Below are 12,502 nucleotides of genomic sequence, written 5' to 3'. Positions count from 1 at the left end.
TTGACACCGATCGGTTTCTACGAGAACCGATCGGGCAACGTTGCCTTGTGTGTTACTCTTATATGCTGCGTCAGCGAAAGCACGATTTGGGTTTGGGCTAGGCCAGCCCCGGTGAACGACTTCTTAGGCGAAGTGCGCTTCATCTCAAAAGAAGGTGCGCTGCGACTGCGAAGTTATACTGCGTCCGCGATGGTTGGAATTCGAATGACGGCAAAGTCCGCTGACTGTGAGTTCGACCGCCATAGGATTTTGCGCTCTCGACGAAAGTCCGGTTCGGTGAAGCTGCATTGCGGCGCAGCCTAGCACGATGAAAGGCTGGTATGGGCCGGTTGCGGCTCATAGTCGGCTTCGCACTCAGGACTTTGCAAAGGTCACTAACTGCGCATAGCTGCCATTGCCGCCCAACAAGTTCAGGCTTCTTCGGCGACATCCTGCACTCGCAATGAGGTGACCTAGCACTTAGCATACCCCGGTGGCACAACATCTTGCGGCTTGTCATGTTCTTTGTTTGCTCCCATCAAGGGGCTGCAACGTGTGGGTGAGTCTCGGTCCCAGACCTCGTAGACCCCGCACTCCCCATGCCGCCATCGGCGGATAGCTTGGCCGCAGCAGATTAGTGGAGCTGCCAAATTTGAAAACATGGGGGAAGTATGGGTAGAGAAGAGGTTATTGAGGTTCTTCGTCAGACGCTAGAGACGAGCGATTGCGAGCGTCGATCTGAGCTTTTGCAGCGTTTAGCAGGAACTGACGCTCTGTCGGTTCTAGCTGCTGTAGAAGGTCGAGTAGCTCAGTGTCCTTTGCGTCCTGGTCCTGAAAGTTAGGGCCAACGGTAAGCCGCCGCACATCAACCCCGGCAGCATTCGCAATCTTCATCAAGGTTTCATATCGAGGGCTGCCTGATGTTCCGGCAAGAATATCGCGAATTGAGGTGTGGCCCAGCCCTGCGGCCTTTGCTAGGCGGCTAGGATTGGACCCAATCTCTTCGATCAGTGACCGAATATTCTCGGTGACTCGCGTATTTATAGCGTCAAAATCCATGTAGTAAATTTCATACATACGTGTGTCTGTTGCAAGCTATGATAATTCACATATACATCGTGTGATTTTTCATATATTCATTTCTCTATGGATGACCTTTCGCATATTGTAGATCGCTACCTCGATGAGACGGGTTACGCCCCTTCTTCGTTTGGTCGCGACGTGATGAACAACCCAAACTTCGTGTCGGATTTGAGGGCTGGAAACGGCTGGACCCATAAAACCTACCGGCGGGTTCTTTCTTTCATTGCTGACAACCCGCCTCGCCAAAAGCGACAGGCCTAACCCCTAGACATGCAAATCTCCTTCTCCATGCGTCCACCATGGGGCAGGGAGAGAGAAACAACAAGGAAATGGCCTTTCCATGTATGAGAGCTACGAAACTCCGGCCCTGCGCCAAACCTTTGCCAGCCTCGTAAAGAAAGCGGGGGGAGGCGCTGCAGTGGTGATGGTCATCAAAGAGATGACCGGGCGCTGCATGTCAGAGGGAACCCTGACCAAGATCAAGAGCGGCGATATGCGCTTTGATTGGGAGCTGGGCTTCATCCTGGAAGATGTGGTGGGGGAATACCCGATACGGGCTCACCTGGATGCCCGGCGCCAGGAAGCCTGCGGTAAGAGCGATTTGCAGATCATAGCCGAGGCGGCGCTGCGAGAGATTGGCGAGGTGCCTGCTGCCGTCCTGCATGGCGTCACCACCGGCAACTTCGACCCGCTACTCAAAGAAGGCCCTGAGGGCATGGCGGCACTGCAGGATCTGCTGAACCGCGTGAAGATGGTGCGGAGATGAGCCACAAAACCTCAACCCCCGTTGATGGGCTCCTGGCGCAAAAAACCAAAGTCCGCTTCGCATTCGGAGCACGCAAGGCGGTAACAGCCCATAACTTCAGGCTTGGGCTGAAGAATTATGTGCTTACCGCAATCTGCACAATTGGGGCATATGCTGTGCGCTGGCTCGTCCCCGCAGTGCTCCTCGCGGAGCGTGTACACGAAGCTTCCGGTGTCCCGCTCGTGAAGCACGTAGCGCGCAAGTTTATCATCATGTGCTTTCTGCTGATTGATTTCCAGAAGCAGCTCACTCAGTTGAACCTTGAGCTTAGCATTCGCCAGTGCCGTATCGCCTATTTGCGAAGCAAGCTCTGCAACAGCGGCATTCAGATCGCTGTCTGCAGCCACCTCAGATTTCTCGAAAAGACTCTTGATGGATCGGGCAAGGGACACCCCTCGTTCCGTCGAGGAAAACGCCTGGCCAGCGACTTTTGTAAGCTCGCTCAAAGTCTGGAGGTCAAGATCATCCATGGAGCACCTATGAAACATCGCGGAACTCCCTCGAAGGTTGCAGTGGATGGTGTTGCTGTCAATGAGGGAAAGCCATGAGCCATAAAGCAACTCACTGGCTGGCGGACCTGGACCCCAAGTGCATGGCCAATGCTGAGTTCCGTGTGCTGTTTGTGCTGTGCGACTGCCACAACCCATCTCAGGGGTGCTTCCCTAAGCAGGAGTACCTGATGGCCAAAACCGGGCGCGGCAACAGCTCAGTCAACGCGGCTCTGAATGGCCTGGAGGAAAAGGGGCTAATTCGCCGTGATCGGCGCAAAAGCGCAAAGACCGGCAGACGGGAAGCTACCCACTACATCTTGGGATTTGAAATGGAGCGCCCACAAAAGCCAACTCCAAATAGTGGAGATGGAAAGCGGAAGACAAAAGCGGAACAAACTGCAAGTCCAACTCCAAATAGTGGAGATGGGTCCAACTCCGGTTTTCAGGCCGATCCATCTCCGGTTTTTGGGCCATTCCATCTCCTGAAAACCGGAGTTGGCCATATAAAGGAAGAACCAGTAAAGGAACCTGTAAAGGAACCTTGCGCTGCTGACGCCGCGCAGCAGGATTTTGATTTTGGATCTTTCTTTGATCGGGTGTGGCAGGCGTCACCGCGTCCTGACAGCTGGCCTGAGACCGAAGCGGCCGTGCAGGCCCTGATCGAGGCGGGTGAGCGTCCGGAGGATATCCTTGCAGCAACCGAGGCGTATGGCGCCAGGGTGGCGGGCTATGACGCCCAGCGGATCCACTACAGCCAGAACTTCTTCGCCCAGGGGGCGTGGAAGCGCCATGTGCCCAAAGCCACGCCAAAGCCCAGCCAGGACGCAGTGTTGCAGGCCAGAGCGCAGAACATCCGTGAGGCCAAACCATTCGTTTGCCGCTCCATCACCGTCCACGCAGCTGGTGAGTGCGTCACCGCAGGGCTGGTGAGCATCGAAGACTGCCACGAAGCGGGGATACGGGTATGAGCATCCTGCTGAATTGCAAAATTTGCGAGCGGAGGCTCGAAATGGCCGCCTGGCCAGTCGTGGGTCGTCAAATTGCATCGAGGGCATTTGCTGGCGCTCTGAGCAGCGCTCTGTGCGATCTGGAGGCGTTCGCATGAGCTCGCCGCACAGCAACCCCGATCTGCACGGCACCCGCTTTGGCCAGGTCGTTGTTACCGTCGATCTGGCGCTGGGCGACTGCGTGGTGATTGCTCCGCAGAGGGCAGGGGTCACCACCGCACCGCGCAAGATGCGCCTCAACTCCCTCGATGAGATGCGGGGCGCCTATGCAGTCCAACACCGTCTGGCCAGGAACGCCGCTGTCAAACACCCACATGCCGCCGAAATCGCCAGCGCCTTGAAGTTCGCCGGTGAACAGATCGCAGACCACGAAAGGAAGAAACGCACATGAGCATTGATTTTCATAAACTGCGCGCCGCCAATATCGCCCGTCAGGCCGAGTGGGCAGGCAATGAGCAGGCAGACCTCGCCTTTCGGACGGTTGAGGTAGCTGACGAGGCAGGAGAGCTGCTGGGTGCCATCAAGAAGGTTGCTAGGGCCCAGCGCGGCATCGCTGGCTCTACGCTCTCCCTGCAGGACGTAGCAGACGAGATGGGCGACACCGTGATCTCACTGGATCTGCTGGCGATAGAGTTGGGCTTTGAGCTGGGGGCGCCTGAAAGCAACCCTATGAGCTCCCTGCCGCTGCTGTCACAAGCCCTGATGCTGGATTCAGTCGTGGGTGACTTGTCTGCCTCGGTGGTAGAGCTGCTGGCTGTCCGGAGCATGGTGAAGCCCCAGGAGGTGGAAGAGGTCCAGCGGGTCTATGAAAACCTGCAGCGAGCAATCTTCTGGGTGATGTGCCTTGCTGTTGCGCTGGGCATTGGGCTCGAGACTGCTGTCACTGCGAAATTCAACAAGACCTCAGTTAAGTACGAGATGGCCACGCGCCTCTGACTTTCTCGGCCTCTCCCAATGAGGGGGAGCCGTGATCAACAGCAAAGGAAGTACCCAATGGATCTGTCAGAAGACGAGAAGAGCGAGAACTACCGCGTGACAGCTGGAGAGCTGCGCCAGTTCATTGAGCGCTTCGAGCGCCTGGACGCCGAGAAGAAGGATATCGCTGAGCAGCAGAAGGAGGTCATGGCAGAGGCAAAGTCCCGCGGCTACGACACCAAGGTGATCCGAAAGGTCATCGCACTGCGTAAGCGCGACAAGGACGACATCTCCGAGGAAGAGGCAGTTCTCGAGATGTACAAAGAAGCGCTGGGCATGTGAGGCAGACATGACAGAGCGATTGACAGCTGAGCAGTACAGGGATGCCCATGCACTCAAAGGGAAGGGCAAAGAAGATCGTCGCCGTGTACGTGGCGCCCGGCGTACGACGACCAGTGACGGCATCACCCATGACAGCAAGACAGAGGCGGATCGCTGGGATGAGCTGAAGCTTCTCCAGAGGGCAGGGGAGATCTGTGGGTTGCGCCGTCAGGTCGATATCGTACTCCAGGGGCGTGACGGTCCTATCATGACAGACGGGGGAGAGCAGGAGCGTGTTTACCGCGCGGACTTTGTCTACGTCGATAACGCGCTGGGCATCACAGTCGTGGAAGACCGCAAGGGGCATGAGACCGATGTGTTCAGGCTCAAGAAGGCAATCCTTGCAGCACAGGGGCAAGAGCTCCTGATTACTAGGGCAAAGGGGTAGGGAGCATGGGCTACGAGATCGGGCAGCAGTTGCGCCCAAGCCATCACCGCGGGCTGACTGGTGATCCCCTTCAAACCGAGCTGGGCGAACCCTACAGGCATTGGTACATTCTGAAGGTGGCCGCCCTGCAGGAGTTCGTTGTTCAGGAATGGCTAAGAGATGAGCCGGGCGTAGTGGATGCATGGCTGCCGACCGAGAAGGCATGGCGCAACCAGCCTATAGGCCGCAGGCGTAGGATCCCTTACAAGAAGAAGATCGCACCTGGCTATGTTTTCGTCTGCGTGGACCGCCAAATCGCCTGGGACGTACTTCGGCATCAGTCAAACGGAAAAGTGCTGGGAGTCGTTGGACGCGATGACAAGCCAATGCCCGTACCTGAGGACCAGATGCGCGCAATGAAGAAGTTGCCCAAGACCATCCAGAAGATTTACGCCGAGCAGGAAGCAGCCAGAGCCATTGTGGCTGGCATGAAGGCCCGTATCAAAGATGACTGCGGCGTCATGGCTGGCTGGGTTGTGGATGTTTCAGAGGTGAATGGCGGCATCGCCAAGGTCCTTGTTCCTCTGTTTGGTGGTCGTTCTGCGAAGCTGGATGCCAAATTTCTGGAAAAGCACGGTTAGCCAACCCTGGCACTTATGCGAGAAAGGTGGAGGATGATGACTGCTGCCCGCCCAAAGCAGCCCTTGTTGGCGCCAGATCCTGCGATTGAACACTGGTGCATTTACTTTGGGGGAATGGAACGTCCGCGAGGCTTCGACCTAGCGGTAATTGCCCGTAAATTATGGAGGCGGCGCCGTCAGGGGCCGCCTCCAATGAGGCGAACCAACACTGGTATCGCAAGTCAGGCCACAGCACGACTTCCGGCAATCACAGTGTTTTCATTGAGCCTGATTTCGATACTCCTGCACCGGCAGACCACCGACACCCCAATCCTCCATGGCAACTTCATTGATTACGACAAAAGTTGCCGCAGGGTCCTTCCCCAAAACTCTATGCAAAAGATCGGATACCTCAGAGATGAGTTGGGCTTTCTGATCTGAACTTGGACCAGTCCCGTCTGGACCGCCTTCGCGGGTCACTTTGATGTTCACATAAGGCATCGATTAGTCCTTTCTCTGCGTATAGGTGAAAACTTTTGTCACGATACGCCAGCCAGCGGTGTCGTGGGTAAGAGTGAGCACATCTAGGAAATCACGACCCATCATCGTCATGCGCGCTGTGACATAGGCCAATCGCAGGTCTGGAAAAGAAATTCCCAAGATTTCCTCTTCTCGTGGGTCGCCCCGACTGGCCGGTGGCTTCCGGCCGTCTACGCGTTTCATGTACGTCTCCAGATCCAGATAGAGTTCGTCGCCTTCGGTCGCGCAAACGTAGGACAAATTTGGATGAAAAACTTTACGCAACAACGAACTATCGGCTTGATGCAGGCCTTCAAAATAGGCTTCCATCAATTCACCAATTTTATTGTATTCTGAAGCGGTCACTGGATCAGCCCTTCCATCCGCATCGCAGCCTGAATTGTCGGCCTTGACGCCGAGCGGTCCACGAAAGTCTTCAAGTATGGCCACTGTTCAATGCCAATTCCGGTGAAGTTTGCCCAGTTGGCAACCACGAACAAATAGGCATCGGCTACTGAAAACTGATCAGCAACCAACCACTCACGGCCATCTTCCAATTGCGCTTCGATCAGATCAAATTTTCCTGCTACGGCTGTGCGCGCCACTTCTTTGTCTGAAGCGGATGCATTCGCTCGGAACAGTGGTCCAAACGCTTTGTGCAGCTCAGTCCCAACCCAGTTGAGTTGCTCCTGCATCCGGACGCGCGCCATTGTACCGGCTACTGGCGCCAAGCCTGCCTCAGGATTGCTGTCAGCGATGTACTGAAGAATAGCAGGACCTTCTGTGAGCACAGAGCCGTCGTCCATTTCCAGGGCAGGAACATAACCTTTGGGGTTAATTGTGTGATAATCAACACCGGTTTCAGTCTGGTGGGCGTCGGTATCTACCGCTTCAATTTCAAGCGCGTGGCCGGTTTCGATCAGGGCTATATGGCTGGCCAACGAACAAGCGCCGGGTTTGTAGTAAAGTTTCATGGGGTTCTCCATTGATAGATGATGCCCCATGACTAGGCCGACGGACGATAACTTGATAACATTGTCTTTTCATCATAATGATTGATTAAACTAATCATTTGGATCGCCAATGAAGCACGATCAACTCATTGCCTTGGAGGCAATCGTCTCAACGGGTACTTTTCGAGGCGCGGCCGAGCGCCTGAACAAGTCGCAATCGGCAATCAGCCATTCGATCCGCCTGCTTGAGGGTGAGCTCGAAATTGAACTCTTCAGCCGCGCCGCTTACCGGCCCTCATTGACGCCAGCAGGTGAGACTTTTTATCGAGAAGCCAGCCGGGTTCTCCACCAGATGCGCGATCTGAAATCAACCGCAGCTCGTCTTCGTGCGCGTGAGGAACCGGAAATAAGGTTGGCAGTGACTGCCACAATGGACATTGACCCGCTGTTATCTGCATTGGCTACTGTCGGGAACCAGCACCCAGCTACTCACATCCGGTTGGGAATGGAAATGATGGGCGGGCCGGTTGCCAGGTTGATGGAGGGCAAGGCGGATTTGGCTCTTGCCTCGCTTGATGGTGTCCCGCTGGACGAAGTCGAGGCAGAGCCGGTTGCTGAGGTGACGATACGCCCAGTCGCCAGCCCCAACCTGAAATTACCTTCCAGTAAGCGCGCAATATCTGTCGCCGAGATGCAGGGCTACGTGCAGGTTGTCACCGCAGGCACCGGAGGAGCAACCCACGAACAAAGCCGTGATCTGCTACCCGGCGGGCGGAAATGGACGGTTTCCGACCTCAGCGCCAAGAAAAAGGTGATTTTAGCGGGTCTTGGTTGGGGAGGTCTGCCCGATCACATGACAGGCAAAGAAAGGGATACTGCGGACTTACTTCCATTGAACCTCGAGGGCTTTCCAATTCGCCATACAGTCATTTTTAAGATCAGGCGAAGGGATCACCCAGCAGGCATTGTTGCCTCTGAACTGTGGGACAAAATTGGGGAAAGACCTTAACGCTCTAAGAAATGTCGCTTAACCTTTTGCTGCATCAAGGTGGAGGCTTCTTATGTTTGCATTGCCGGCCAATTGATGCCTCAGCTGGACCCAGAGTCAGATTTGGTGAAACCACTAGAACTTGAACGCAAAATTCCGGCGGCAAGCGACTGGAAAGCCGGGTCCGACGCGGTTCAATCTTCCTTTAGCAGTGTTTCTAGAAGAAATTGTAAGTCAGCCCTCAGATCAGCCAATCCGTTATGTGACAGTGAAGCAAGGCCGATGAGGGAACTGTAGAGTATTGCTGAGCTGCTTGCTCTTTTAGCGGGGTTGAAGCCACATTGTTCAAATAGTGTGTTCAGGTAGGCTAATCGTCCTTCGTCTACTGTCCGCACAGTCTCAGAGGCAGTACTGTCATACCGTGCCCAGTCCCGAATTGATGCTTCCACCAGGACGCCGCCGTACTCTTCATCAGCACTCCCAGTTGAGACTTCCACCAGCTTTTTCAATCTTTCGGCAGCCGATGTGCCATCTGTCTCCAAAGCTTCGATGATGCTGTCCGTAGCTTCCCTTCTCCAATGTTGAAGCATTTGGGTTTTGAGCGCTCCAACATTCTTGAAGTGCCAGTAAAACGAACCCTTGCTCACGCCTAACTCTCGCGCGATTGCCTCCGCCTTAATGGCTTGAGGGCCGCCCCTGGTAAGGGCTCGAAAGGCTGCTTGGATCCACGCATTTGCGTCTAAATTGGTTTTAGTCATCCCTATCCATACGGCAGCGTATTGACAGAGGCAATCCCAACCCCCATACGGTAGCGTATGTTGATGGAAGGACACTCTCATGATTAGTAAAACACTTGCCTCCGCAGGCGTTCTTTCTTTGGCCTTAACGGCAGTACATGTACTAGGAGGAGGGCCTGACGTGCATGTTCCACTCTTGGAAAGCAATGCAACAGACGTCTTGAAGGGTTTTGTTTCAGTGATTTGGCACGCTGTCACAGCTAACCTGTTGATCTGTAGCGCTATGTTGTTGATTGCAGCCGTGAACAAAACCTACAGGGGATTGTTGACCGGATTGGTTCTTGCAAACTACGTGGCCTTCATGGGCCTGTTTCTCTTTTATGGGATTACGCGGCTTGGATCAGTACTCGTGATGTTGCCATGGATCGGCTTTGCAGCAATCATCTTCGTTTCTGTCATTGGCCTCACCATTGATAAGAAAGACAGCCTGGACAATGCGCATCCCTGACGTTCCGCTGCTGACCGTTGTTTCGGCGGAGGGAACTCTACGCCTCAAGACGTGGAAGAGGCTTAGAGCATAGGTAAGCGTTTAATTTCAATAAATAAGAGGTTGGAGATGAGTATTTCAGCAGGGGAAATTCCCAACAAGGGACTGTTGGGCAAGTATGCGCTGAAGGACGGTTGCTATACAGATTGCTTCTACATTGACGTGCCCAGAACGATCCACTTCGTGGATTTTGCCTCCGCCTTTTTCAATTCGCCAATCTTTCGTTTGGAAAGGCGTGTCCTGGCTATCTTCCTTTCGCGGCCCTCAAGCAACAGGGAGGTTGATGAATTAGCATCTGGTGCAAGTGATCGACTTGCCCTCTGGAAGGTCGAAGAGAGGGACGATACGCAAATGCTTCTGTCCGTCGGCGACGGCCCAATAAGGACTTGGCTTATGAGCCAGAATAGCGAAGCGCACTCCGGAACAACGCGGTTGTTTTTTGGCTCAGCTGTATTGCCTTTGGCACATAGCTCATCCGGAAAACCAAAAATCGGTTGGGCCTTTCGTGCTTCCGTTGGCTTACACAAACTCTACTCTCGCATACTCCTTTGGTCCGCCAGTCGAAATCTGTCCAACCGTCAGGGACATTGATCTCTTCGGGGTGGTGCGCCGAGAAACGTAGAGGCCGGGATCGTAGAGGTATGGACCTGCCATCGGAGATAATTCTACTTCTATCGTTGGTGTTCTGGTTCTAAAAAGGAGTAGTTGGGTCGCACTCGCCCTCCACTAGATATTGTATCTCAAAGATCAATCTGCTATTGGACATCTATGGTGAGTAGCGCTCGGATGCGTAGAAAAGCCAACCCTAGCCCGGCTCCAACCTGACGGTAGGTGCAGCCGGTGCAACTGCGTAAGCAATTCCCGATAGCATTGATATGGCCTCAGTCCACGAAACCACTGAATGGCGCAAACTGCGCCCAGTAATCCTGCAGCGTGACTTATGGACTTGCCAGATGTGCGGCGCCCTGCTGCGTCCTGGTCGGCGCCACAAGGCAGCAGCAGTGATCGACCACAAGAGGCCATACGACCTGCGCCCGGATCTGGTCTATGACCCAGCGAACCTATGGGCGATCTGTCGTGACTGCCACGACCGAGAATGCCGACGCATTGAGGACAAGGCGCGGGGTATGCGTCAATGGACTTTCCGTGGTGCTGACTGGATTGCCTCGGAGAAGGCCAAGTGCCGCTTTGTCGGACTGGATGGCGCAACCGTCATTCCAACCGCCTAGAACAGCCCCGGTTTGGCCAACGTGCTCAAGGGGAGGGGGTGGAAAAAGTGCCGCATTTGCAGGGCCTGTTCACCCGCCCCTGAGGATCATTCTCACAGAGACCAAATTTCAAAGGGGGGTGGGGCTCAGCCACTTTTAGGAAGATGAAGAAACCCGTATACAAGAATATTTACAATGACTTAGAGGATGGTGGTGAGCGTGCAAAGGTCGCTGAAAGGGAGTGGAAAGCGCTCTGTTTGGACCTGGAAATGCGTGATTTAATGACAGATCAGCGCAAACGGATCGTGGATCGTCTGGTGCGTGAGCGGGTTGAATACGAGTTTTTGTTCCCCATCGCCATCAAGGCAGGACATGTGAACAAGGGCCCGAAGGGCGGGGAATACGTCAATTTGCATTGGTCTGCCCTACAGAGAACCAAGGACCAGATTCTGAAGTTGGAAGAGGCCCTGAGATTGACCGTTGATCGGGTGGCCGCTCCGACCGGAAAGATTGAGAAGAAAACAAAAGCGAGCAAATACCTTGGCAGGCTTGGACCCAACTAGCGAGTATGCGCGCCGGGTTCTGGATGGGGAGATCATTGCAGGCAAGTACGTGCGCCTGGCATGTGAACGCCACTTCGCAGATCTGGAGTCCGGCGCTGCGCGGGGTATCTATTTCGATGCGGAGGCTGCCCAGGAGGCAATAGAGTTCTTTCCAGCGATGTTCACCATCACGGATGGGCCGAAGGCGGGTGAGCCCTTTAATTTGTTGGATTGGCACACCTTCGTGGTTGGGTCGCTGTTTGGCTGGCACAAGGCTGGGCGCCTTCGGTTTCGTAATCTCTGGCTGGAGACAGGCAAGGGGCAGGCCAAGTCACCTCTGATGGGCGGCATTTCCATCTATGTTTGTGGGTTTCTGGGGATTCAGCGGGCGCAGTGTTATGCTATTGCCTCGAAGTTGGACCAGGCAAAGATCCCGTTCAAAGATGGTGCTGCGCTTTGCAGGGCAGACATCCCCGATCTGGGCGAAAGCCTGGAAGAGCGGGGCGACGTTTTCATTTCCGGCAAAGGCGAGAATGCATGGCGGATTGAGTTCACGGAAAGCTCTTCGTTCTTTGAGGCAAAGGCCACCACGGACAGCCTGTCGGGGCCGAGGCCAGACTGTGTGATTGCTGATGAGGTTCACGAGTTCACAACGGACAAGCCGATTGAACTCTGGGCCGCTGGTGTCGCCAAGAAATCCGGATCCGCTTTCATGATCCTGGGCACCAATACTCCGGCAATTGACCAGATCGTTGGCACCGAGCAGTCGGAATACTACCAGCGCCTGCTGGAGGGCATCTTTGAGGATGACGAGGCCTTTGCCTACATCGCAAGGGTGGATGATGACGACGATCCATTTGCAGATGAAAGCTGCTGGATTAAAGCGATGCCTGCACTGGGCGTCACTTTTGACTATGAAAACGTGCGCGGCGTCGTCAATCGCGGCAAGAACGATGAGGGGAAGCGGCTCACGGTATCGCGCCTGTACTTTGGAATTCCGGTCGGCTCCAGTGGGTTCTGGGTCGATGAGGCCGCCTGGCGCGATTGCATCAAGGATATCAAAGACGAGGATCTTGAGGGAAAGAAGTGCTTTCTGTCCATTGATCTGTCAGAGAAAAACGACCTCACGGCCTTGGGCGCTGTCTGGAAGGGGCAGGATGATCAGTTGCTGGCCAGGGTCAATTACTGGACCACCCCGGCCGGGCTGGAACGGCGATCCGCTGAGCTTCCCCCTTTGAAGTGGTCCGCCCCTATAGTTAGGAAAGCGGAGGACCAAGTATGGCCATTAAGAGACCCAAGCCGGAAGAGATCGTCGTGAAGTTACGGCAGGTTGAAGTACTGATGGGACAAGGCATGCCCC

19 protein-coding genes are annotated in these 12,502 nt (G+C 54.8%); 14 read left to right on the top strand and 5 right to left on the bottom strand.

Annotated elements, in window-relative coordinates:
• Nucleotides 1-666: 666 nt before the first annotated feature.
• Nucleotides 667-1,038, bottom strand: a complete 372-nt coding sequence (locus ABJP42_RS12440) for a helix-turn-helix domain-containing protein (protein ID WP_348340801.1) — start codon at nucleotides 1,036-1,038, stop codon at nucleotides 667-669.
• 364 nt (nucleotides 1,039-1,402) lie between these two features.
• Here ABJP42_RS12440 and ABJP42_RS12435 point away from each other — a divergent pair, with 364 nt between their 5' ends.
• The 8 genes from ABJP42_RS12435 to ABJP42_RS12400 all read left to right on the top strand — a co-directional run bounded on the left by ABJP42_RS12435 (nucleotide 1,403) and on the right by ABJP42_RS12400 (nucleotide 5,669).
• A complete protein-coding gene (locus ABJP42_RS12435; RefSeq protein ID WP_348340799.1) occupies nucleotides 1,403-1,828 on the top strand; it encodes a hypothetical protein in 426 nt (141 codons plus the stop codon).
• Nucleotides 1,825-2,415, top strand: coding sequence for a hypothetical protein (locus tag ABJP42_RS12430; RefSeq protein WP_348340797.1), 591 nt, complete (start codon nucleotides 1,825-1,827; stop codon nucleotides 2,413-2,415). Before ABJP42_RS12435 ends, ABJP42_RS12430 begins: the two co-directional genes overlap by 4 nt.
• The gene (locus tag ABJP42_RS12425) at nucleotides 2,412-3,326 is read left to right on the top strand and encodes a helix-turn-helix domain-containing protein (RefSeq protein ID WP_348340795.1); all 915 of its coding nucleotides are present in this window, start codon (nucleotides 2,412-2,414) and stop codon (nucleotides 3,324-3,326) included. The genes ABJP42_RS12430 and ABJP42_RS12425 overlap by 4 nt, the downstream gene beginning before the upstream one ends.
• A 133-nt stretch (nucleotides 3,327-3,459) precedes the next feature.
• Entirely contained in the window at nucleotides 3,460-3,756 is a 297-nt protein-coding gene (locus ABJP42_RS12420) for a hypothetical protein (RefSeq protein WP_348340793.1), read from the top strand.
• Complete coding sequence (locus ABJP42_RS12415) at nucleotides 3,753-4,301, top strand: MazG-like family protein (RefSeq protein WP_348340791.1); 549 nt, start codon at nucleotides 3,753-3,755, stop codon at nucleotides 4,299-4,301. The genes ABJP42_RS12420 and ABJP42_RS12415 overlap by 4 nt, the downstream gene beginning before the upstream one ends.
• 57 nt (nucleotides 4,302-4,358) lie before the next feature.
• Nucleotides 4,359-4,622 carry a DUF2312 domain-containing protein gene (locus tag ABJP42_RS12410; protein ID WP_348340789.1) on the top strand — a complete coding sequence of 88 codons (264 nt, stop codon included), beginning with the start codon at nucleotides 4,359-4,361 and terminating at the stop codon, nucleotides 4,620-4,622.
• 7 nt (nucleotides 4,623-4,629) lie between these two features.
• Nucleotides 4,630-5,049, top strand: a complete 420-nt coding sequence (locus ABJP42_RS12405) for a DUF1064 domain-containing protein (RefSeq protein ID WP_348340787.1) — start codon at nucleotides 4,630-4,632, stop codon at nucleotides 5,047-5,049.
• Nucleotides 5,050-5,054: 5 nt separating this feature from the next.
• Nucleotides 5,055-5,669: a transcription termination/antitermination NusG family protein gene (locus ABJP42_RS12400; RefSeq protein WP_348340785.1), complete on the top strand. Its 615-nt coding sequence runs from the start codon at nucleotides 5,055-5,057 to the stop codon at nucleotides 5,667-5,669.
• 258 nt (nucleotides 5,670-5,927) lie between these two features.
• Here the strand turns inward: ABJP42_RS12400 and ABJP42_RS12395 are convergent, their stop codons facing one another.
• Genes ABJP42_RS12395 through gstA form a run of 3 tightly spaced genes read right to left on the bottom strand, consistent with a single transcriptional unit; the run spans nucleotide 5,928 to nucleotide 7,141 of the window.
• Entirely contained in the window at nucleotides 5,928-6,149 is a 222-nt protein-coding gene (locus ABJP42_RS12395) for a tautomerase family protein (protein ID WP_348340783.1), read from the bottom strand.
• A 3-nt stretch (nucleotides 6,150-6,152) separates the two neighbouring features.
• A complete protein-coding gene (locus ABJP42_RS12390) occupies nucleotides 6,153-6,533 on the bottom strand; it encodes a nuclear transport factor 2 family protein (protein WP_348340781.1) in 381 nt (126 codons plus the stop codon).
• Nucleotides 6,530-7,141 carry a glutathione transferase GstA gene (gene gstA / locus ABJP42_RS12385; protein ID WP_348340779.1) on the bottom strand — a complete coding sequence of 204 codons (612 nt, stop codon included), beginning with the start codon at nucleotides 7,139-7,141 and terminating at the stop codon, nucleotides 6,530-6,532. Before gstA ends, ABJP42_RS12390 begins: the two co-directional genes overlap by 4 nt.
• A gap of 109 nt (nucleotides 7,142-7,250) precedes the next feature.
• On the opposite strand from gstA, the gene ABJP42_RS12380 reads away from it, so the two are divergent.
• Nucleotides 7,251-8,129, top strand: coding sequence for a LysR family transcriptional regulator (locus ABJP42_RS12380; protein WP_348340777.1), 879 nt, complete (start codon nucleotides 7,251-7,253; stop codon nucleotides 8,127-8,129).
• Between the two features lie 173 nt (nucleotides 8,130-8,302).
• Here ABJP42_RS12380 and ABJP42_RS12375 read toward each other — a convergent pair whose 3' ends face one another.
• Complete coding sequence (locus tag ABJP42_RS12375) at nucleotides 8,303-8,866, bottom strand: TetR/AcrR family transcriptional regulator (protein WP_348340775.1); 564 nt, start codon at nucleotides 8,864-8,866, stop codon at nucleotides 8,303-8,305.
• Nucleotides 8,867-8,945: 79 nt separating this feature from the next.
• On the opposite strand from ABJP42_RS12375, the gene ABJP42_RS12370 reads away from it, so the two are divergent.
• The 5 genes from ABJP42_RS12370 to ABJP42_RS12350 all read left to right on the top strand — a co-directional run bounded on the left by ABJP42_RS12370 (nucleotide 8,946) and on the right by ABJP42_RS12350 (nucleotide 12,460).
• A complete protein-coding gene (locus tag ABJP42_RS12370; protein ID WP_348340773.1) occupies nucleotides 8,946-9,353 on the top strand; it encodes a hypothetical protein in 408 nt (135 codons plus the stop codon).
• Nucleotides 9,354-9,461: 108 nt separating this feature from the next.
• Entirely contained in the window at nucleotides 9,462-9,983 is a 522-nt protein-coding gene (locus ABJP42_RS12365; RefSeq protein WP_348340771.1) for a hypothetical protein, read from the top strand.
• A 284-nt stretch (nucleotides 9,984-10,267) separates the two neighbouring features.
• Complete coding sequence (locus ABJP42_RS12360; RefSeq protein WP_348340769.1) at nucleotides 10,268-10,621, top strand: HNH endonuclease; 354 nt, start codon at nucleotides 10,268-10,270, stop codon at nucleotides 10,619-10,621.
• A gap of 143 nt (nucleotides 10,622-10,764) precedes the next feature.
• Nucleotides 10,765-11,163 (top strand): hypothetical protein, encoded by a 399-nt coding sequence (locus ABJP42_RS12355; RefSeq protein ID WP_348340767.1) that lies wholly within the window; start codon nucleotides 10,765-10,767, stop codon nucleotides 11,161-11,163.
• Nucleotides 11,150-12,460: a terminase large subunit domain-containing protein gene (locus ABJP42_RS12350; protein ID WP_348340765.1), complete on the top strand. Its 1,311-nt coding sequence runs from the start codon at nucleotides 11,150-11,152 to the stop codon at nucleotides 12,458-12,460. Before ABJP42_RS12355 ends, ABJP42_RS12350 begins: the two co-directional genes overlap by 14 nt.
• Nucleotides 12,461-12,502: the final 42 nt, after the last annotated feature.

The organism is Pseudophaeobacter sp. (genome assembly GCF_039971195.1).
Classification (GTDB): Bacteria; Pseudomonadota; Alphaproteobacteria; order Rhodobacterales; family Rhodobacteraceae; genus Pseudophaeobacter.
Note: the sequence above shows the minus strand (reverse complement) of the source record. Positions and strands in the feature narration are given on the sequence as shown.

Coding starts and splice junctions, on each gene's coding strand:
- ABJP42_RS12440 (WP_348340801.1), bottom strand. CDS start 1,038: ATGGATTTTGACGCTATAAATACGCGAGTCACCGAGAATATTCGGTCA.
- ABJP42_RS12435 (WP_348340799.1), top strand. CDS start 1,403: ATGTATGAGAGCTACGAAACTCCGGCCCTGCGCCAAACCTTTGCCAGC.
- ABJP42_RS12430 (WP_348340797.1), top strand. CDS start 1,825: ATGAGCCACAAAACCTCAACCCCCGTTGATGGGCTCCTGGCGCAAAAA.
- ABJP42_RS12425 (WP_348340795.1), top strand. CDS start 2,412: ATGAGCCATAAAGCAACTCACTGGCTGGCGGACCTGGACCCCAAGTGC.
- ABJP42_RS12420 (WP_348340793.1), top strand. CDS start 3,460: ATGAGCTCGCCGCACAGCAACCCCGATCTGCACGGCACCCGCTTTGGC.
- ABJP42_RS12415 (WP_348340791.1), top strand. CDS start 3,753: ATGAGCATTGATTTTCATAAACTGCGCGCCGCCAATATCGCCCGTCAG.
- ABJP42_RS12410 (WP_348340789.1), top strand. CDS start 4,359: ATGGATCTGTCAGAAGACGAGAAGAGCGAGAACTACCGCGTGACAGCT.
- ABJP42_RS12405 (WP_348340787.1), top strand. CDS start 4,630: ATGACAGAGCGATTGACAGCTGAGCAGTACAGGGATGCCCATGCACTC.
- ABJP42_RS12400 (WP_348340785.1), top strand. CDS start 5,055: ATGGGCTACGAGATCGGGCAGCAGTTGCGCCCAAGCCATCACCGCGGG.
- ABJP42_RS12395 (WP_348340783.1), bottom strand. CDS start 6,149: ATGCCTTATGTGAACATCAAAGTGACCCGCGAAGGCGGTCCAGACGGG.
- gstA (WP_348340779.1), bottom strand. CDS start 7,141: ATGAAACTTTACTACAAACCCGGCGCTTGTTCGTTGGCCAGCCATATA.
- ABJP42_RS12380 (WP_348340777.1), top strand. CDS start 7,251: ATGAAGCACGATCAACTCATTGCCTTGGAGGCAATCGTCTCAACGGGT.
- ABJP42_RS12375 (WP_348340775.1), bottom strand. CDS start 8,866: ATGACTAAAACCAATTTAGACGCAAATGCGTGGATCCAAGCAGCCTTT.
- ABJP42_RS12370 (WP_348340773.1), top strand. CDS start 8,946: ATGATTAGTAAAACACTTGCCTCCGCAGGCGTTCTTTCTTTGGCCTTA.
- ABJP42_RS12365 (WP_348340771.1), top strand. CDS start 9,462: ATGAGTATTTCAGCAGGGGAAATTCCCAACAAGGGACTGTTGGGCAAG.
- ABJP42_RS12360 (WP_348340769.1), top strand. CDS start 10,268: ATGGCCTCAGTCCACGAAACCACTGAATGGCGCAAACTGCGCCCAGTA.
- ABJP42_RS12355 (WP_348340767.1), top strand. CDS start 10,765: ATGAAGAAACCCGTATACAAGAATATTTACAATGACTTAGAGGATGGT.